Origin of the sequence: Paraniabella aurantiaca, assembly GCF_050309965.1 — a bacterium.
Classification (GTDB): domain Bacteria; phylum Bacteroidota; class Bacteroidia; order Chitinophagales; family Chitinophagaceae; genus Niabella.
In genome coordinates this window covers 2,065,504-2,086,054 of the sequence record NZ_JBLOSY010000002.1, presented here as the reverse complement: position 1 = coordinate 2,086,054, position 20,551 = coordinate 2,065,504, and the positions used below count along the sequence as shown (strand labels likewise).

Below are 20,551 nucleotides of genomic sequence, written 5' to 3'. Positions count from 1 at the left end.
TGACAGGGCTTTGAGACAGTTTCCTATTCGCTCGCTTAAAAACCTATTCTGAAGGCAGTGCGGATAGGTCAACAGTTGGAGCCGACTCAGCCGGCATTTGAAAACTGGTATTGCTGCCCGGTCCGTATCCATCGCTGAAGTACCCGTTATGTCTCATGAAGAATTTCCCGCTTTCAATACTTCCCTGATAATCCTGGCGCGTGCCTGCTTTGGCCATGCCGTCGGGAATAAAAGTAGCTGATGTAGCAGGAAACCACGATCCGGAAGTATCGGTGCTTTTAAACCAGCAGTTACTGTAATACGCTTTCCTTTGCAAAAAGCCTTGTTCCGGATTAAAATTCTCTAGAAAAGATCCGGGACTGCTTACATAGCTTACGGTCAAAGGTCTTTTGAAAGTTGCAATAAATTTCCATGACCCAGCTTCAGGAGCGTAAAACCATGCGGAATATAAAGTGTTCCCTGCCCCGTCGGGAACAATCTTAGTAAGAAATTCATATTTATTTCCCGCCAGCCACATCGCATTAAATTTTGCATTGGCACCAGTACCTTCTCCACTAAAACTCCCTCCGTCTACGCCGGCACCTTTACTCACCAGAACCACTCCCCCATTCGACATATCTGAGGGATTCCATATAGAAAAAAGAACCCTTCTCTCAGTAGCGCTGTTTACCTGCATTCCCATGTAGCCGCCCGAAAACCCGTTGGACATAAAATAAGATCCTATGGGATCAAAGCCAGCCGGTACTGTAACAGTATGATACATCCATTGAAAATTTCCCGAAGGCTTCGTATAGGAGAGATTAAGCGAGCAGCCCCTGCGTACCCAGTAGTAGCCGGCACCTGGCGTTGATGAAGGAGCAGAGGCATATACCAGTGAGCTTGCTGCGTTGCCTCCTATCATTACTGCAGTAACATCAGCAACAGTACTGCCAGACCTTGACGTACCCTGGATATCCAATTTTAAGTATCCGGTATCAGCAACGGTTACTGTTCCGAAATAGTAATCAACTTCCGTGTTGCCCGACACCGGCTTCGTAAATGACTGACCATTTATTGATAGTTTGATGGAGCTGGTACCGCTGGCTACCTTAGCCCTTATTCCCACATTGAGTGCTCCGGTTGCTTTAACCTTGAAATAGGTACTGATAACAGTGGACAGATAAACCCAGTTAGAAATACCATAGGGCGAATAATGATTGATCTTGGCACCATTGGTAGCACCGGCAGTGATATACGAATTCCCGCCGGTAGGTATGGCTGTGGGTATCCTTGAATCGGTAACACTCCGGCGAAGTGTACTTTCACTTTGTAATGGTTCTGCGGGGCTACTTGTTGACTTCTTGGAACAAGCACAAAAAGATAATAAAAAAAGTAGCAGGCATGCATTCGTTTTTCTCATTTTTGTTTGATTTAAGATTTATAGAATTAAAAACTATCAGAAAGAATTGAATAAAAATTCAGACCGGCAGCCAACCCGCATGGCACAGCCGGGTTGCGATCCGGAAAACCATTTTTACCCGGGTGAATATAACGATCACATGAAGGCGTTATATGGTGCTATCTTAAAACAAAAAGGGGGGATTTATAAACGGAAATGCAAGAATATGGTTTTCAATATTATTTTTTTTGAAAAATAGTGATATCGGTTTATGATATTTTATAGACGATTAGCAAAAGGAATTATACACTTTTTGCTTATAGCGGTTAAGTGTATGCGGACTGAGCGTTTGCAATACTTTCGCAGACAATAAGGGCTGGTTTATTTCTGCTAATACCAACCCCAGGAAAGCCCTTACAAATACAGGATACTTTCTCGTCAATTGTATAATTAGTTTTTTTTCTTCATAAGTCAGCCGGTTCACTAATGTCTTAAATTTTTCCAAAGTGATCCTGAACAGTGGTTCGGGTTGTCTTTGAAACAGCAGCACCATATCTGTAATTTGCAGGTATGGTATTACATCTTTAGAAATGAGATTAGGTTGCATTAAAAAAGTAACCAGATAGTCTTTGGTTTCTATTGGTGACAACTTCCGTGGACCTGATATATAAATATGCTTCTCGGAAATGATCGCCAGCTCCGCCATAATATCGCTATCGAGCAAATACCAGGACGATGCCTCGTATTCCGCAAGAATAGGTTTAACCAATGCTGCTGCTTCTTTATATTTCCAATTGCCCTCCAACTGGTTCAAGGTGCCTGCCAGTCTTCTCTTGAAGGCAATATCACGGTCGTCAGTTAGCATGTAAAACAATTTTAGATCATAAGATAAAAACAATCGGGTAAAAAATGAAGCGGCAGCAATATTCAGCCCGCCGGCTGTTTACTAATATGCCACTGCATAATCTTTCGGGAACGGTTTGCCCGACCAGGCTTTCAACTGTGTCCACTCAGCAAAAGGCGCCGACCAGAATTCATTTGTAGCAGGAAGCCCTAATGCCAAAAACACCAAAGAAGTTACATACATGCTGCCTGTATTGGAATAATAGTCGGCCAGATCTGCCTGTTTATCTCCCACCAACCCTAATGTAAGCCAACCCGACCTGGTAAAAGTAGTGGGTATAAACATGCGTTTCATCACTTTAGTAAGCGCACAACGGACCTGAGCAGGCTGAACTTCTTTGGGCAACTTTTGCTCCAATGCCAGTTTAACCAGCGGCTGAAAAGCCCCTACCCTGTAAGTAGAGGATCGACCCACCACCAGATAAGATCCCTCGGGTGATATATAACGCTCCTGGAACGACGCATAGCGCTGCATACGTTTATAAGCAATCTCATATTCTTTTGACGTGCGTCGGCCATGTGCTACATTTACCCGCAACACATCTACCAGCATGGGATGCATCACAAATCCATTGTAATGATCAAAATGAAACTGATCGCCGTCGCTATACCAGCCATCGCCTACATACCATTTATTTACCTGGTCAATAGCATTATCTATTCTTGACGCTTCGATATCTTCACCAATACTTAGCAGAAAACTCTCAATAATGGCAGCAAATAACAACCAGTTGCTTTTAAAAGGTTTTATCCGACGAATCGTTTTAAATTCATGGATATATTGCTGTTTCGTTTTCTCATTCAAAGGCTTCCATAACGCATCGGGCGCATATAAAAATGCCTGTGCTATATGAGCAGCATCTACCAGCGGCTGAGCGGTTTTTCCTTCCCCCCAAAATAAATAATCTGGGCTCTGCGGATCGACTGAATGAGCCAGGCTCTCCTGCGTTTGCTTTAACAAGCGTGCACGTACTCTACCTTCTGCTGTATTATCAACCGGCAGGGCCAGGAAAGGAGCAATACCGCCTATCAATCGCCCGAAAGCCTCCATATATGCCACCTGTTTATTACGCCCGTCCCATGTAGCGCTGTATTCCACAGGCATATTCTTTCGTAATTGTCCTTTACTCATGTTCAACAATACGGGTGTTGCTATTTTATCCAAAAGGGTAACCCAATAAGTTCTATCGCCTGCGGGCAATTCACTTATATCCTTTTGAGCAGCCTCAGTCCGTGTAAAAGGTAAAGAGCCGGCTAAACCCAACAATGATGATATTCTTAAAAAACTCCTGCGTTGCATACCCGATATTTATTTTTTAAAAGGATTAAAGTAATTGATCCTTTCTTTATTGTATAGCAAAAAATGTTGTTTTAAATTCCGAACAAAAGATGGATAGTTCTTTCTTTCGGCAGATGACCATGCTGTTTCTGCCAGTGCTGCTATGCGGGGGTAAAGCATGTAATCAAGCCGGTAACTATCGGCCATCGTTTCAGTCCATACGTTTGCCTGAACTCCCAGTATCTGGTTCCTGTTAGCAGCTTTGACGCCGGGCTGGTTGGCTGCATTAAAGTTGTAAACGTCTTCCAACGGGCTGTAAGCCTTGTTCCACTTGCGTCCTACCGAATGCGTGCTATCCTGCACAAAATCGAAATAAAAAGGAAGACGGGGACAAAGCACTGTTTGGTAACCATTATTCAGAGTGGTTTCCAACTGTTGAGGTTTATCGTGTCGCCACCAGAAAACAATGGTTTGCTTTTTGGGTAAATTCATATTTGCAACTTCATCCCATGCCAGCAGCTTTGCGCTCATGGCATACACCGAATCGGCCATCCGTTGCATAAAGTATTGCTCTACTTCCTGAACGGTCTTTAATTGCCTGCGGGCCATCAGTTGTTTTACATCCGGATCAGCCAGCCATTTATCATTGCCAAAACTTACTTCATCTCCTCCCAAGTGCAACATGCGTGAAGGGAACAGCGCATTTACCTCTCTTAATATATTGGTCAGGTAGTTATAAGTTTCCTCTTTACCCGGATGAAAAGTAAACTCCGGATGTTTTTCACTGCCACCGCCGCTAAACTGTGGATAAGCCTTGTTGGCTGCAGTAGCATGACCCGGCATATCTATTTCAGGGATCACTGTAATATGCCGTTCTCCTGCATATCGAATTATTTCAGCAATCTGGTCCTGTGTATAAAATTGCGCGGGAGCATTAGGATTTGTATAAGAGCCGATGCCGCCTACTAACGCAAGTTGTGGGTAATTTTTTATCTCAATACGCCAGGCCGGTTCGTCGGTGAGATGCCAGTGAAAGCGATTCAATTTATAAAACGCCATCCAGTTTAGTATGGATTTCACTTTATCAATACCAAAGAAATGCCTTGATTCGTCAAGCATCAGGCCACGCCAGCCATATGCCGGCCGGTCTTCTATGTTCCAGCATTGCAGCATCAGGTTTCCCGATTTGTTTTGGCTTGTAGCAGCTAATTGCAATAATGAAATGATACCGTAAAAAACAGAAGCTTCATCAGCACCCGAAATATGGATTTGCCGGGCATTCATGTTCAACTGATATGACTCCGCTACCATTTTCTTTGTTAAAGACAACCTGATATAAGCCCCGATACCGTTTGGTTGAATACTCAAAGGAATTGCATTTTGCAACAGCAGTTGCTTTTGCAGGTAATTGGCCGCAGGCAACAGAGATGCATCATCTACTATCAGTGCCGTGTTCTTATTCAAAACAAAACCGGCCGTTACTTCTCTTGCCAGAGCGGGCTGAGGTATAACCGGGCAGCCATTTTGTGCGTTCATTGTCGCTTGAGCGAGCATAAGCAACAGAACACAGAATAATCTAAATTTCATGAACTATTATTGATAAATCTATTCCAATATCAACTCAATAACCGGTACGAGGGTATTTGGTTTTTGTACAGGCAACTGCAGCATTACATCATTTTCACCCGAGGTTTCTGTTGTATGCCCGCCCGATTTAGTAATGGTAGAAAACCTGATCTCCGATCCGTCCTGTAATAACTGAGCATACTTAAAGCGGTCTTTATAACCTTCCAATAGCAAGGTTTTAAAAGGCCATTCCAATACATGAATGTATAAACGCTTTGTTGCGGCATTATATGTCAAAATAGAATTAGCAGGTTTTTTAAAATATTCCGGCGCTTCGGTACAACCATAAACAGAAGGGCTGTTGAACTTCATCCATTTCCCCAGAGCTGCCAGTCTTTCACTTGCCCTCTCGTCAAAATTACCACGTGCTGTTGGCCCTACATTTAATAATAGATTGCCGCCCTTGCTCACTGTTTCTGCTAACATTACTACCAGTTGCTCAGGGCTTTTCCAGGAATATTCATCCCTGAAATAACCCCATGATCCTGAAAAGGTCTGACAGGTTTCCCAGGGTACTTTTTGACCGTTTACTTTTACCCATTCTTTCGGCATAAATTGTTCAGGCGTCTTATAGTCCCAGCCCCAGGTAGTTTCGTTTAAATCGAGCCTGTCGTTAACTATAATATCCGGTTGCAGTTTACGAACCAATTTCAAAAGATTTTCCGAATCCCACTCCTTACGCCCCTTACCTGCATAAGAGAAATCAAAAAACAGCTGATCTATTTTGCCGTATTTTGTCAGCAGTTCGGTTATCTGGTTTCTCATATACTCCTGGTACCGTACCATATTCCTGCCTGCGTTTGCTTTTTCTCGGTCTTCTTTGGCTATGGGAGTAGGCGGATGGCCTCCGTCATAAACAAAATCGGGATGATGCCAGTCTATCAAAGAATAATAGAATCCTACACGTATGCCTTCTGCCCTAAACGCTTCTACAAAAGACCTGAGCAAATCCTTTTTATAGGGCGTATTGGTAACTTTATAGTCGGTAAACTTGCTATCCCACAAACAGAACCCTTCATGGTGCTTGGTCGTTAACACTACGTATTTCATTCCGGCTGCTTTGGCTTCTTTGGCCCATTGTGCAGGATCAAACATATCGGGATTGAAATAGTGAAAATATTTTTTATAATTCTCAGGAGTAATACGCTCCCTGTTTTGAACCCATTCGTGACGGGCGGGCAATGCATACAGCCCCCAATGTATAAACATACCAAAACGGTCGTGCGTCCACCATTGCATTCTTTTTTCTTTAGCAGCTGCGGTTTCTGCTGCCCAGGACGGCGCAGATGGCTGCTGTGCAGTACTGGTATATTGAATACAAAAGAATACAAAGGCCAGCGTCATCCTAATCAACACAACGGACAATTGCATTTTTTTCATTTTGGTCATTTTTAGAGCAGAGTAATAAAACGGTTTACTGTCTTGCATTACATATGGGCTTTTTCTAATTCTTTTGTATTTATTTTTCCAGTCTTCGTGTCAACTTTAATTACGAATGGATCTTTACTGATAAAATCTGCCGGGATTGAGATATCAAAATACACATTTTTATCAAGATCGATACCTATGTCTGTAAACTTCATTTTCAATGGCGTTTTACTGGCTAACAGGCTCGCTCCTGTTGGTATTTGAGTAGCTGCTCTTGGAATTTTCATCCTGATTTGATTATTGACAGGGCGATTAAAAACCGTAAGATATAAGGTATTTCCTTTTTGCGTATAATAACCGTATGGAGACGGTTCGAGCGGTGCATGGGTAACACCATATACAGCTTCACTGTTCCATTTCATCCAATCACCTATTTCTTTGGCCAACTTGTCTTCCCCTGTATGCATTTGCCCGTTGCCATCGGGTCCAAAATTTAATACAAAGTTGCCTCCCATCGATACAGATTGCATCAGCATATCAATCAGGTCGTAAGATGTTTTAGTATAAAATTGCGACCAGTCTTTAATGTATCCCCATCCGTTAGGTGGTATGGTCATCACACAATCCCAATCGTTACCATTCAACCATTCATATTTAGCAGGTAGCTTACGCTCCCACCCCTGTTCATAGTCGCCCAGCAGATCTCCATTTGAGTCAAAATGCCTTTTGCCATGTTCATCATTTCTAAAACGGCTGCCTATTATCAGGCCAGGATGGGCGCCCCTCAGATCTTTTTCTAATCGATAGGTATACTGATATGCTCCAATCCATGATTTATCCCAGGTACCGTCAAACCAGAATCCTTTCATCTTTGGATAGTTATTGATTAGCTCAAATAACTGGTTACGTGTAAAAGCTAAAAAACGATTATAAGATTCCTTTTCCTGTTCTGTTTGAGGTGCCGAAGTTCTGTAATCTTTATTATTCCAATCGATGATTGAAAAATAAAGATATACATCGATTCCTTCGGCCGTATACGCATCCACCAACTGTTTAACGATATCCTTTTTATAAGGCGTTTGTGCTATCGTATAACCGGTGTACTTACTGGGCCATAAGCAAAAACCATCATGATGTTTAGTAGTGATGATCATGTAGCGGGCTCCCATTTGCTTTGCCTGCCGGGCCCATCGTTTCGCATCAAAATTTTTAGGATCGAACTGTTTATATAGGTTATCGTAAGTCTGTTGCCAGTTGGGAGGTGCGGTATTACCCGACCATACTCTTATCCATTCCGAGGCCGTAGGAGCTTTCACACCATTCCATTCGCCACCTGCAATCGCGTATACTCCCCAATGTATAAATTGCCCGAGACCATATTCGCGAAACCGCTGCATATCGGCATCTGTTCGCTTACCGGGGTTGAGCGGTCCGTATTTTAAGTCAACCCTTTCCTTTGGTTTTTCTTTGGGCCCCGTCCATGATTGAGCATGCACATCTATACATAAGCTGATCAACAATAGTATAGCTGCTATGGTATTAACAGTTTTTTTCATCCTTATGATTTATGAGTTGAACTTTAAATAAATTACAAGTACCAGTCCTTATATCGTTTCAGTGCTTCAAGATAATAATAATCGGCATAAATCAATGGCACGTCTACCTCAGAATTAGATGGCAAAGCGCCAGTGCTATGCTTTAAAAGGAAACCACCATTCTCTCCCAGTTTGGCTTTATATTTTTCTCCCGACAAGGATATAATCATATCCTTTGCGTTACTGACATAGCTTTCTTTTTCTGCTCCTTTGGTGTATTGACCCAACTCCAATAAAGCGGAAGCAATTACAGCTCCGGCAGAAGCATCTCTTTTTGCATTGGGAATATAAGGTGCGTCAAAATCCCAGTAAGGTATTTTATCCTGGGGCAGGTTGGGATGACCTAGTATAAAGCTGGCTATTTTTCTTGCATGATCGAGGTACCGCTGGTCTTTTGAGAAACGATACATCATTACATAACCATATAAACCCCAGCCCTGCCCGCGCGACCAGGCCGAGCAATCGGCTGCGCCCTGCCAGGTGGCTTTGCGGATAACATCACCCGTTTGCATATTATAGTCTATCACATGATAGGAACTGAAATCAGGTCTGAAATGATGTTGAAGCGTGGTATTGGAATGCGTTACTGCGATATCCTTATACTTTGCGTCGCCGCCATTGAGACTGGTCCAGTACAGGAGCTCCAGGTTCATCATATTATCTATAATTACAGGACCTTTAAAATACTGGTTGGTATTCCAGGACTGGATCACTTTTGCCGACGGCCGGTACCGGCTCGCTAGTGCTGCCGCAGACTGAATAATAATATCTTTATAAGATTCATTCCTGGTTATACGGTAAGCATTGCCAAAACTGCAGTACATCATAAAACCCAGGTCGTGATTACCCGTGTAGGTTTTATTAGGTTCAATTACTTTTAAAGTCCTTTCTGCTTCGCTCTTAATGACCGGATCACCGGTTTGCTCATAAATATACCAGAGAGCCCCGGGATAAAAACCTGTACACCACCAGGTGCGCTGGTAAGCAACAAATTTTTTGTTTTTCTCTTCGTAAGACTGGGGCATTTTATCTTGTGGCACCTGCTTCATCATATACCTGTACTGTGAATCGGCGAAAGCAAAATTATCTTTAACCAACTTGGCCATATCAACATTGTCCTTCTTTTGAGCCACCACATCAGACTCACTCAACTGAGCAATCAACAACAACGCAAAAAAACATACTTTTTTCATAAACACTTATCTATTTGAATAATCCTACGCACATTTTATACTGTCTTTTTCGCGCCCGGATTTTTTTAAACTATATAATCAGAGCCTGTTTAACTGTAGTAACCTCTTACCAATATCACTGATCAATCTTCTCATTTACTTTTTTTAAACAGGCTCTATCGCTAAATTTTATTTTTTTGAAATGATGAGCGAACTTGTTTTATCATTGAAACTTGCCGAAAGACATGATATATTGACAGCGCCGGTTGCAGTATAAACAGCACCCCTGTAATTATCGTCATCATACAGCGTCACCTTAAGATCTGCCGGCACTTTCAGGCTTGAAATATCGTTATTAGTGATGCCCGCAGCCACCAGGTCTGCCGTGGTATAGCCGCCAATACCAAGCGCTATGTTATATCCGCCATAAGAACAATGCTTATAAAAATTCACCATAGATGAGGTTGAAGATCTGGCAGGCACAAATATCAATGACGAAAGTTTATCATTAAAGCCATTAGACTGAAGACAACTGGAGCTGCCGTCGGCAAGTGTAACAGTAGTTCCCGAAAAATTATCACCATCAAAAAGTACAGCAGTGGTACCGATGGGAAGCGAAACAGACGATGCATCGTTATCGGTCAATCCTTTTGCTACCAATTCAGCAGTAGTATAAGAGCCAAAAGGCAGAGAGACCTTATAGCCTCCATAGCTACAGTTCTGATACAGTACCAAACTGTCTACTATTTGCGGTACATCATTCACAAATTTAAAGGCATAGGATTTTGTATGCAGATTGCCGTTTGCTAATATTAACCGGATATTCAGATTATAATCGATAGTGCCCTTTATCCTGAAATCATTGATATTACAAACCACCCTGAAGCTATCATTATTAAGAGTAGGTACCGCCCACTGTACCGAATTATGATCGGTGTTGTTGGTAGTAACCGGATCGAAATACAATAAGGCATGTGGGGCTGTATGAGAGCTGGTATATTTGCCGCTTATAGTAATAGTACCGGCGGTAGTATTTACATCAAACTGTTTTAGTACGATATTTGCAGAACTGCTGGTATAAAAACTACCTCCCGATGCAGGTTGAAATACCTCGTTTTTGTCGAGTATCGCACAATCGCCATAGCTCAGGAAAGTTGCAGAGTAGCCAAAAGTGCTATTGCCCGACCCCATAAGACTCGTCCCCAATGAGGGTTTTTCAGAAGTATATTTTTCTTCATCGTGTGGTAAATTCAAACCGTGCCCGAGCTCATGAAGCATACCGCCCATCAATGTAGATACCTGTGCAGCATTACCAAGATTGGCCACGCTCAAACCCGCGTGATCAACGGCAAAGCAGTTTTTACCCCATCCATAATAGGGCTGATCGAAAACATCTGTGCGTTTGGGGAGCAGGAGCAATGTATGATTATTACTGCTGAACTCAGAGGGATGGGACGCTTTATATACATTGATTTCATTAATGATCTTAGCGGCCGATACAGAAGCAGAATAAGGATAAGATGCCTGCCCCTCTTGTGCATTGATGGTAATAAGTCTTACTTTGTTGGTGGCAGAATCGAGTGGCAATCCAAAAGTCTTCTCACCAAAGCCATTCCTGTTCATTTCAGATTTGACCCAGTTTTGAAAGTAGATCAGGTATTCGCTTACACGCGTTTTGTAGTCGCTGGGCGCCGGATTATCAGTAGGTATAAAATAGACGACATTAAGATTGACGGGATTGGTTATAAACCCGGCAGTATTCACCGCCCTTGCTGTTGTGTTGCCAGACTTATCAGAAGCCGGTGCTTCATACTTTTTGCAGCCGTAGGTACCGGTAGCCAAAAGCGCGTAAAAACCAAAAACTGTGATCATTTGTTTAGCCATGAGAGTTGATTTTTATTATGAAGAGATAGTTAACGACGGCAGGTGAGACTCACATACTATTTGTCTGGCCAGCCCGGGTTTTGTGGCTTTAAATTGGGGTTTAATAAGAGATCTTCCAGTGGGATAGGAAACAGATACTGGCGATCATTAAACGCACGGTTACGACCCGGCAAGGTTTTTTGATAAGGTTCTATATATCCATTTTCATTTAAATAAATATCAGTACCTATTCGCAGTGTTGGATATTCGGATTGAACGAATTTCATTCCCAACACAGGGATATTCAAAAACCTGCCCGCTTTCCACCGAACTAAGTCGTCCCAACGGGTGTCTTCCGCTACCATTTCTATTCGCCTCTCCCTCCTAATTTCTCGCAGCAATGCGGACGGTGTATAGCCACAATATTGTGAATATGCGGCATCCAGTTCGGGGTCATTAGGTACGTTAGTAACCTGTAGAGCCGGCATTCCTACCCGGCCTCTAATGGTGTTTATAGTGCGGTCAATAACCGTTTGGCTGGCTTCACCTAATTCGGCCTTTGCTTCGGCATAAATAAGTAAGGTTTCTGCGTATCTGAAAACCGGCGTTGCCTGCATACCGTTAGTGATCCTGTTCCAGTCAGCAGGATCGTTCAAAAACCATTTTGCCATGCGGTATCCTGTTACCGCCTTATTACCCGATAGCCCGGGAATGTTAGGTTTAGGAGCATTGTTAGAACCCTGCACAGCTGTTGACGAATTTTGATAAGCGCCATACTGCGCTACGGTTTGTGCTAACCGGGGATCCCTATTGGTGAATTCTTTTGTTATAAGTCCCCTGTCTGCACTATTAAACAAAGGGCTGGTACTGATAGGTAGTCCATCTGTGCACAAATATTCATCGATCAGACTACGGGTAAGGCTGATCTGGTGTCTTAAATTCTGGGTATAATACCTGCTAAAGGCAGATCCCATCTGTAATGTTTCGGAATATTCACGCCAAAGGATCACTTCGGTGTTACCAGAGTAGCTGTATTGCCCAAAAAATTTATTATATGTATCTGTTGCCCCCGCATACTTATAAATCGTGTACCCGGCGGCCATAATTTTTTCACAAGCATCAGTTGCATAACGCAAAAACTTTTCTCCGTTGGGGAGGTTGTGGTATTTTCGAAATGTACCTTCATGTAAACCAATTCTCGCCTTTAGATGTAATGCAACATTTTTATTAATACGCCCTGCCTGCTCACTTCCTTTGTTAGGTAACCATTCAATAGCTTTATCCAATATATCAATTACCGAATCCATTACCTGAGCACGTGGCGTTCGCGGGGCCATTAGCTCAGAAGACGTTACATTGAGTTCGGTATTCAGCCAGGGCACGTCTCCAAATAGTTTTACCTTTTCGAAATAATCCCAGGCTTTGAAAAAATATACTTCTCCCAGGTACAGGTTTTTCACCGCATCAGAAGCATTTACTTTTTGATAATTGTTGATAAAAATATTAAGTCGCCTGATGTCGCTAAAGTTCCAGCCCCCTGATCCGCTCGCGGTAGGAACATTGTAAGTATTAGCGGGCACTGCCATAAAATTAACAGAAGCCATATTGTCCGAGATCACGTCTCCGTATACAATTTTAGATGCATTAACTCCCCAGGGTTGCAACGTACCATCTGCGAAGCCGGTTCCAAACCCGGTTATGTATATGGGATAGATAGCATTATTGTATAAACGAAGGTCATTTTCGGTTGCCCAAAAGTTATTATCGCCCAACCTATCCAGCGGAAGACGTGTGGTAAATCCGTCCTTTTTGCAAGATCCCAGAAAGAGCCCGGAGAGGGAAAGAACAATGAGTATATAATTATGTCGCAACTGTTTCATACTTTATATTTTGTAAATTTTGAGTTACCATCCCTTCTCCCGGCAAGCCAGGAAACCGGATACTATTCTTTTAGAAAGTAGCCTGTATGCCCACTGCAACAGATTTCAATACCGGATAACTGGCTGAAAGCACTTCGGGATCAAAATATTCAGGCACTTTGGATATCTGTAATAAATTGAATGCTGATGCGCTTACTCTCAGTTTTTGCATGGCCACCTTTTTTGCTATAGCTGACGGTAAGGTATATCCCAGAGAGATATTTTTAAGCCGCAGGTACGCCGCATTTTGCAGAAAACGGCTTTGAGTAGTCACGTTAGATGCCTTGCCCCGATAGGCGGGATAAATGGCATCCCTTCTATCGGGCGTCCAGCTGTTTTCATACACTTCCCTTGTACCCGAACCTCCGTTAATGGCTCCCCAGAAAAGATTATCCGTTATATAAACGTCCCGCTTGCCAATACCCTGCAAAAAAATATTCAGGTCGAGGTTCTTCCAACTCAAAAAGGTATTCAGGCTAAACGCATATTTGGGAGTTGAATTTCCGATCACTCTCAAATCGCCCGGATTGGTAACAGTTGTTCCTGCATAAATAGAGTCATTGCCATCAAGATCTCTAAACCTTGTATCACCGGGAAAAATAAGGCCCGTGCCATGTGGGCTCCTGTTGAAACTGTGCAAAGGCGCATTTTTTATTTCAGTGCTATCCTGGAAAATACCATAGGTTTCATAACCCCATATATCGCCTACCACCATACCATCAAACAAGGTGCTCAAAAGTTTGTTAGGATTATTTTTAAAACTTACCACTACTGTTTTGTAGTTCGACAAGGTAGCAGTAACATCATAGGTAAGTCCTCCAGAGGTAGTGCTTTTGTAATTTGCCTGGAAATCAAAACCTTTGGTATCTAATATACCAGAATTAGTAATGGGCGATGCTGCGCCCAGTACGGCTGGATATTTTTCACCATCAACCAAAATATTAGTCGTTTTTCGATCATACCACGAAAAGTTGATATTCAGCTTTCTGAATAAAGTAGCATCAAAACCAAGGTCGAGCGTCGTCGCCGTCTCCCATGTCAGTGCGGGATCAATCAAACCCGGTGGATTTACACCTACCGGCCTGGTGCCGCCAAAAATATAATTTACCTGCTGCGTAGTTGAATAAAGACGTAACCATAAATCAGTGCCTACATTTTGATTCCCAAGACTACCGTAAGAGCCCCTGAATTTCAGGTCGCTTACTACAGATTTTAAAGGTTCAAAGAACTTCTCTTCTGAAATGCGCCAACCAGCTGAAAACGTGGGGAACATTTTGAACCTGGTAGCAGTGGCAAACCTTGAACTGCCGTCATAGCGACCATTAGAACCCAGTAAATACTTGCCTTTGTAATCATAGGTAAAACGATAGAAAGCGCCTTTAACGGCCCACTCCCGTTCTTCGTCTCCACCCGTTAACTGACCTGTAGCCTGGCCAATAGTTGGGACATCTGCGCTGATAATATTTGTCTTATTATCCCATAAATAGTCTCTTTTATTCAACTCCTGGTTATATCCAACTAATCCATACAGATTGTGATTGTTTAGTTTCAATGTGTAATCTGTATAAATATTGGTTACAAAATGATTGATACCTGTAACTGACTTATATACATAGCTGGGGTTGGTATAATCCGTTGCTAGCTGGTTCCATACTGTAGCCACCCTTTCCTGGTAAGGAACCACCGTTTTATTGCGTGCATTTTCTGAGCGATAAGAAAAGTCTGCTTTGATGTTCCAGTTTTTAACCGGCGTAAGCGACGGCGAAGCAGTGACCAACAAAATATCCTCATCATCTTTATCCAGCGAATTGTATTGCATGAAAGAAAGAATATTATCCGTCAGGGCATTGGGTACCGGCGCGTTAGCAGGTGTTCTCAGTGGCATGAATATATTTCGTCCCGGCTCCTGCGATAAGGCTCTCCACCAGCCCCCCTTTCCTGAAGGATTTACGGGTTGTGTATAAACCGATCGGTTGTAACTGGTTTTCAGATCTACCTTGAACCAATCGGTTACTGTGGTTGATGTATTCAACATGAAGTTGTATCTCTTAAACTTATCGGTATTAAAACGATACATGCCCTCCTGCCCAAAATATCCCAACGAAGCATAGTAAGTTGTTTTTCCTGCACCGCCTGATAAATTAAGATTGTGTTTTTGCGACGGAGACCAGTCTCTTACAGCCAATTCGTATGGATTTACACTGGCGATCCAGTTAATAGTATTACCAGTCATGAAATACGGATTTCTCGACGGATCATTTTTGTAAGCGATGATGCTATCCAGCAACGCCTGTACATTCTGCGGCACTCCCTGATTGGTAAAAGAAAAAGCATTCACGGCTGCCCTTTGGATTTCCTCTGCACCCAGCAGATCGGGTACTGCACTGGGCCGGTTCCACTGAAACATATTAGAGTAACTCACATTGGCTTTAGTACCTGCTTTACCTTTTTTGGTCGTTACCAGTATCACACCGTAAGCACCTCTTGCTCCATATACTGCTGAAGATGCTGCATCACTTAATACAGAAATAGACTGTATGTCATCCGGATTCAGCATATTAATATCCATCTCTACCCCGTCTACCAATATATAAGGGCTACCGTTTTGTACCTTTATCGTATTATTATCGTTTACGTCCTTAAAAAACGATGTACCTCCACGTATATTGATGGAAGGCATGGTATTGGGAGCACCGTTGGCAATAGTTACATTCAGATTAGGGGCCAGGCCCTGCAAAGCCTGCCCTATATTGTTTACCGGCCTGTTCTCAAGCATTTTGGAATCTATCTGTGTAATGCTACCGGTAAGATATTGTTTCTTCTGGGTACCAAAGCCTACTACCACTACCTCGTCCATACCCTTTATTTCTGCTGACAACTTCACATCTATGATTACCTGATCACCAACCGTTACCGACTGAGTTTGATACCCCACATAAGTAAAATCTAAAACGGCATTGCTATTTTGAACAGTGATAGTATACTGACCACTTTCGTTGGTGACTACTGCGCTATTAGTCCCTTTCTCAGATATGGTAACGCCTTCAATTGGCTTCGTTGTTACAGCATCTGTTACCGTCCCTTTTATAACCAGCGCATAGCTATTAATGCCGGATCCTGAGGCGCTGCCAATAGTCATTAAAAAAATAAAAAGAATAAAAGCTGCCTGCCTCGAGAAAATCCATCTGATGGTACAGGGAATTATTTGTTTAGAATCGTGCATGATCAATACGGTTTAAAAAATTTGGCATAAGAGATCTTCATTGCGGAAACGGCTTTATTCTCAATGGCAACTTTTAAATATAAATTGCTGGCAAGCTTATTCAATATAGCTGCTTTAAAGGCGCCGGATTTATAGTTTCCTTGTTTTCGAATGTATAACCGCATTCAAAAAAAGGAAGGGGGCTATCTTAAATAAAATAGGTGGATTTTGTAAAACACCTGCAACATATTGATTAATAATGGCGCAGTTTTAGTATTATTGACGGCTCACTTTATACTTATGTAAAAAAAAGTTGCTAACAAAAATAAAAGGCCCTTCCTGCAAGCATTGCAAGGAAAATAATGGACACCTGATTCTACTGCGCGTACAATTCCAATGGCGATAATCAGTCACTCCCCATTTTAAAGAAAGGCCCCTAAAATGTCAGATGCTTTTTATTTTACAAATTCGGTTTCAAAATCTTTAAGCCATACCTTGCCTTCGAATCCCCAGGAGTCAGATACTTTGGCATTGAGCCAGTAGAAAATGGTGGGAACAATATCAGTACTTGATGTTTGAAGCGTATTACCTGATGTGATACAAGCCTGATCTACCAGGCTCCATCCCCTACCACCAAATGTGTTAAAAGAAAAATCTTTACCTGCGGCGCCCGGCGCATAATTTTTCAACAGCTTTCCCTCTCCTTCATCCATAGGCCAGTAACCGATTAGATTGGCGTACCTGGGATGATTGGTTTCGATGGCTGTGGCGCAGGTATTATTAGTTATTTCAACATCAGTAAGCGCGGTGTTCCATATATTCAGGTTACTAACAATCGCGTTGGAAGCGCCTAAGGAACTTCCGATATTGCCCACCACCAGGTTTGATGCTGGGGCAGCATAATTTGTTGATCCTATTGCCTTAGCCACACTTCGTTTTCCATTGGTGAACATCACAGCATATCGGGTACCTACAGAATCATATATCTTTACGGCAATATTATCCCAGCGGTTTACATCGGAGGATGCTTCGTTAGAGGTTTCTCCAATGAAATACTTAAATACATTGCCCGTTCCGCTGGCATCACCTATACCGAACCTGTAGTTCTTGTTGGTTCCCACCATCATAAATGCCCAGCCCCTGGGATTGGAATAGGCATGTGTAGCTTTTGATAGCAACACCGTATTACTTCCGGACTTTGTTATATTTCTCACTCTAAACATAATTGTATATCCCCCGGTAGCAGGAATATCATAAGACGCTGACATAGCCGCAGGCATTGAAATAGTATCTGCTTTGCCATTTACGTTTAATGCATTGGTAAGAGCCGGAGAGATCATCTCCTGTTTTACTATGTTGTCGTTATGGTAAATTCCAAATATTTTTCTTTCGGGAATAGTAGCACCACCATAACTGATATTGTCGGCCTTTACGCCATGGGTTGTTGTTACAATTACCAGCCAGTCTTCAGAACTGTAGGTAGCCCGCGCCCTTAAAGCCGTCATAATATCACCTATATGACCGTCAACAGTCTGGATAGCTTCTTTGTATTGTTGGGTACCTGCGGCAAAGCCATACTGTCTTCCTGCAATATTGGCTCCGTTCAGGTCAATTACGAGGTGCGTAATATTCGGATCCTTTAGTATGTTTACTGCTGAGTCCTTTACATTTTTATCGTTGGAAGCGAATATCTTTCTATCAGCAAATTTAAATGGCACATCCAAAAGGGTTTGCCAGGGACTGATAACTACCATTTTTGAAGCGCTTACGCCGACTTTCCCCGCTGCCAAAAGGCGCTGGGAATAATTAGGAATGTATCCCACCTCGCTGTGGTTTTCCTCAGTGCCATCCTCACTACGCACACTCAAGCTACTATCCACCAATCCATAAACATTGCTGGCTTTGCCCGAAGTAATACCAACCCAGGTTCCTCCTTCGGTAGTATTAGCATCACTGTATGTATTCCACGAATATTTAGCGTGGTCTAATAGTTTACTAATGTTGGGTGGCATTATTGTTTTAACTGCGTCCGATGTGGCCCCTTCGGCAACAATCAACAATACTTTTCTTTTTTTGGGTATAGCCGCCTCTTCTGCCTGCTCAAATACTAACGGTGGGTCGTAGAACTTTTTACAGGAAAGAGATCCCGTAATTGATGCACCTAATATAATGGAAAGATATATTACTCTCTTTTTCATGATCCGATGTTTTTGAATAATCAATAAATCCAGGTTCCTATTTCCGCCAAAGCAGTATAATTATCATTGACCGGTTTGCTCCAGGTATACCTGAAATATTGGAATGTTTTATCCCCTCCCGGGATTTCAATGTATTGCTTGGCCCAGGTGGCTACATTAGTATTACCATATAATAACGGGAAAGTTCCTAATGTCTCCCAATTCGTTCCATCGTTACTGATAGCGATAGTCAGGTCTTTTATATGGCTGTTAGAGTTGGCCGAGTTATTTCTTTGTTGCAGATAAAAACCCGATGCTGTAATTGGAGCCGCACCTGTTTTAACTGTCAAACTCTGAGGATAAACGGCACCGACCGCAGTATTGGTAGATTGATAGGTAATGTTGCCTACACTGGCTATGCCGGTACCGCTATAGTTACTATTCCAGAAAGTAGTAGCGTTGTTATCGATAAGGTTGGTACCCGGATAGCTGGCGTGAGCCGAAGGCAACGTTAAAAGCCAGCTCGTTCTTGCATGCTCCGAACGAAGGATCTGGTCACCACCCGTATTGGTAATAGGATTGTACATCCATACATTCGTCATCAGCTTGCGATACCCCTTGGCTGCAATAGCTTTCCTGGATGTCTGACTGACCTTTAATCCCCATTCTCTCATAAACCGGTACATATCGGTATGGGTGTATTCACTTAACCGTTCATAAAAGAAATCAATTTTAGATTGATTGTCTATCGAAGTAAAACGTGCATTCCTCGCTGCAGTGGCCAGGTAAGTCATAAAACCATAGCCATATTTCTCAAAAATCTGTGCATAGATTGCCATGCGTGGATAGAATTGGCCGAGATTAGTAAGCACCGACCAATCTTTTGCCGAAGAGTCCAATGCTAAAAATGACGCAGCTCCTGGTGTTTGGCCACCGGTACCGTACCAGCCATCGTTAAGTGGTCCGGGTATATAGTTATAGATAGAAGATTTTTTAAGAGAAAAGAGATTACAGGTAACTTCTCCATTGCTACTGAAGGTCCATGTACTGTGCATTTGCATATTATGCCCGATTTCGTGAAACACGCCCCAGTTGGATTGTTCCAGCTGACCAATAGTTACTGCCTGGTAAAAATAGCCGGATGTTTGCCCTGCCACAATAGGATCGCCGCTATGCATGGCACCTACAGAAGGCTGGATGTCGAATACAATTCTCCAGGGCAAATAGGGAGAGCGGTTTTTGATATCCGGATTATTATCGCTAAGGCCATACCAATCGTAATATACAGCCTTAATCAAGGAGTCCCATTTTTGCATCAACGCTGTTGGACTAGGTATGGATACCAGCGAAAGATTGGCTTTAGGTAAAGTAAAAGCGATACGTTTTCCAATGATTTCAAAAAAGGGAACAGATGTCTTGCTGATCATTTGCCGCCATTCTTCGTCAGTAGTTTTACCGAGAACAAAGTTGGCTCCGGCACAAACTCCGGAAAAGATGACTGGCAGCACTTGTCCCAATGGTCGCTGGGGTAATATATAAACCAGGCCGCCATATAAATTTCGTACATAATTGACACCGGGGTAAAGTGTCCTTCTGACAACTATCACCGGGTCTCGTTGAAGTACATCCTTTCCTGTAAGATTATCTGTGTGTGAACCCACTTGTACCGTTAAGCCATAGATGCCATCGGGAATAACAATTTTAATAAGTTCCCCTGCCGGCGCCCAAAGCCCCGTGCTGATCCAGTTACTCGGCAAAACACTCACACGTAAATCTGAAGCAGTTGCGGTTTGATAATTTAAATCGATTTGCAGCAAGGTGTCTTTTATCCGCGGCTGCACCGGCGTCACCATTCCCGGGTAAATTTGGGCAGCTGTGAACTTCGAAGCATCCACACGGTCCATTGCTGTATCCACTTCAAGACCTGTAGAATCGTTATACCCGACAGACCCTGTACCATTTTCAAACTGGTAACCGTAGTTTTTTGAACAGCTTGCCAGCAATGCGACAGCGCCGATTAGAATACAGCATATATTTTTTATTGATTTCATCCTGATACGTTTTATAGT

The 20,551-nt window shown here is 42.7% G+C and carries 12 protein-coding genes; all 12 read right to left on the bottom strand.

Features of this window, described 5'->3' with window-relative positions; genetic code table 11:
- Nucleotides 1-43 precede the first annotated feature (43 nt).
- The gene (locus tag ACLOAU_RS22890; RefSeq protein WP_427864234.1) at nt 44-1,399 is read right to left on the bottom strand and encodes a DUF3472 domain-containing protein; all 1,356 of its coding nucleotides are present in this window, start codon (nt 1,397-1,399) and stop codon (nt 44-46) included.
- Between the two features lie 268 nt (nt 1,400-1,667).
- Nucleotides 1,668-2,243: a hypothetical protein gene (locus ACLOAU_RS22885; protein ID WP_427864233.1), complete on the bottom strand. Its 576-nt coding sequence runs from the start codon at nt 2,241-2,243 to the stop codon at nt 1,668-1,670.
- Between the two features lie 81 nt (nt 2,244-2,324).
- Complete coding sequence (locus ACLOAU_RS22880; RefSeq protein WP_427864232.1) at nt 2,325-3,581, bottom strand: DUF2264 domain-containing protein; 1,257 nt, start codon at nt 3,579-3,581, stop codon at nt 2,325-2,327.
- Between the two features lie 9 nt (nt 3,582-3,590).
- Nucleotides 3,591-5,096: a beta-N-acetylhexosaminidase gene (locus ACLOAU_RS22875; RefSeq protein ID WP_427864231.1), complete on the bottom strand. Its 1,506-nt coding sequence runs from the start codon at nt 5,094-5,096 to the stop codon at nt 3,591-3,593.
- Nucleotides 5,097-5,165: 69 nt separating this feature from the next.
- Nucleotides 5,166-6,566, bottom strand: a complete 1,401-nt coding sequence (locus tag ACLOAU_RS22870) for an alpha-L-fucosidase (protein ID WP_427864230.1) — start codon at nt 6,564-6,566, stop codon at nt 5,166-5,168.
- Between the two features lie 47 nt (nt 6,567-6,613).
- On the bottom strand, nt 6,614-8,110 hold the full coding sequence (locus tag ACLOAU_RS22865; protein ID WP_427864229.1) for an alpha-L-fucosidase: 1,497 nt from the start codon (nt 8,108-8,110) through the stop codon (nt 6,614-6,616).
- A 32-nt stretch (nt 8,111-8,142) separates the two neighbouring features.
- Nucleotides 8,143-9,342 (bottom strand): glycoside hydrolase family 88 protein, encoded by a 1,200-nt coding sequence (locus ACLOAU_RS22860; protein ID WP_427864228.1) that lies wholly within the window; start codon nt 9,340-9,342, stop codon nt 8,143-8,145.
- Nucleotides 9,343-9,510: 168 nt separating this feature from the next.
- The gene (locus ACLOAU_RS22855; RefSeq protein WP_427864227.1) at nt 9,511-11,205 is read right to left on the bottom strand and encodes a hypothetical protein; all 1,695 of its coding nucleotides are present in this window, start codon (nt 11,203-11,205) and stop codon (nt 9,511-9,513) included.
- Between the two features lie 56 nt (nt 11,206-11,261).
- Nucleotides 11,262-13,064, bottom strand: a complete 1,803-nt coding sequence (locus tag ACLOAU_RS22850; protein WP_427864226.1) for a RagB/SusD family nutrient uptake outer membrane protein — start codon at nt 13,062-13,064, stop codon at nt 11,262-11,264.
- 70 nt (nt 13,065-13,134) lie between these two features.
- Nucleotides 13,135-16,326: a SusC/RagA family TonB-linked outer membrane protein gene (locus ACLOAU_RS22845; RefSeq protein WP_427864225.1), complete on the bottom strand. Its 3,192-nt coding sequence runs from the start codon at nt 16,324-16,326 to the stop codon at nt 13,135-13,137.
- A gap of 434 nt (nt 16,327-16,760) precedes the next feature.
- A complete protein-coding gene (locus ACLOAU_RS22840) occupies nt 16,761-18,503 on the bottom strand; it encodes a hypothetical protein (RefSeq protein WP_427864224.1) in 1,743 nt (580 codons plus the stop codon).
- Nucleotides 18,504-18,523: 20 nt separating this feature from the next.
- A complete protein-coding gene (locus ACLOAU_RS22835) occupies nt 18,524-20,533 on the bottom strand; it encodes a M60 family metallopeptidase (protein WP_427864223.1) in 2,010 nt (669 codons plus the stop codon).
- Between the last annotated feature and the right edge of the window lie 18 nt (nt 20,534-20,551).

What these genes read in the sequence shown, in the direction of transcription:
- ACLOAU_RS22840 (WP_427864224.1), bottom strand. Translation starts at nt 18,503, where the DNA reads ATGAAAAAGAGAGTAATATATCTTTCCATTATATTAGGTGCATCAATT.
- ACLOAU_RS22850 (WP_427864226.1), bottom strand. Translation starts at nt 13,064, where the DNA reads ATGAAACAGTTGCGACATAATTATATACTCATTGTTCTTTCCCTCTCC.
- ACLOAU_RS22890 (WP_427864234.1), bottom strand. Translation starts at nt 1,399, where the DNA reads ATGAGAAAAACGAATGCATGCCTGCTACTTTTTTTATTATCTTTTTGT.
- ACLOAU_RS22855 (WP_427864227.1), bottom strand. Translation starts at nt 11,205, where the DNA reads ATGGCTAAACAAATGATCACAGTTTTTGGTTTTTACGCGCTTTTGGCT.
- ACLOAU_RS22885 (WP_427864233.1), bottom strand. Translation starts at nt 2,243, where the DNA reads ATGCTAACTGACGACCGTGATATTGCCTTCAAGAGAAGACTGGCAGGC.
- ACLOAU_RS22835 (WP_427864223.1), bottom strand. Translation starts at nt 20,533, where the DNA reads ATGAAATCAATAAAAAATATATGCTGTATTCTAATCGGCGCTGTCGCA.
- ACLOAU_RS22875 (WP_427864231.1), bottom strand. Translation starts at nt 5,096, where the DNA reads ATGAACGCACAAAATGGCTGCCCGGTTATACCTCAGCCCGCTCTGGCA.
- ACLOAU_RS22880 (WP_427864232.1), bottom strand. Translation starts at nt 3,581, where the DNA reads ATGCAACGCAGGAGTTTTTTAAGAATATCATCATTGTTGGGTTTAGCC.
- ACLOAU_RS22865 (WP_427864229.1), bottom strand. Translation starts at nt 8,110, where the DNA reads ATGAAAAAAACTGTTAATACCATAGCAGCTATACTATTGTTGATCAGC.
- ACLOAU_RS22845 (WP_427864225.1), bottom strand. Translation starts at nt 16,326, where the DNA reads ATGCACGATTCTAAACAAATAATTCCCTGTACCATCAGATGGATTTTC.
- ACLOAU_RS22860 (WP_427864228.1), bottom strand. Translation starts at nt 9,342, where the DNA reads ATGAAAAAAGTATGTTTTTTTGCGTTGTTGTTGATTGCTCAGTTGAGT.
- ACLOAU_RS22870 (WP_427864230.1), bottom strand. Translation starts at nt 6,566, where the DNA reads ATGAAAAAAATGCAATTGTCCGTTGTGTTGATTAGGATGACGCTGGCC.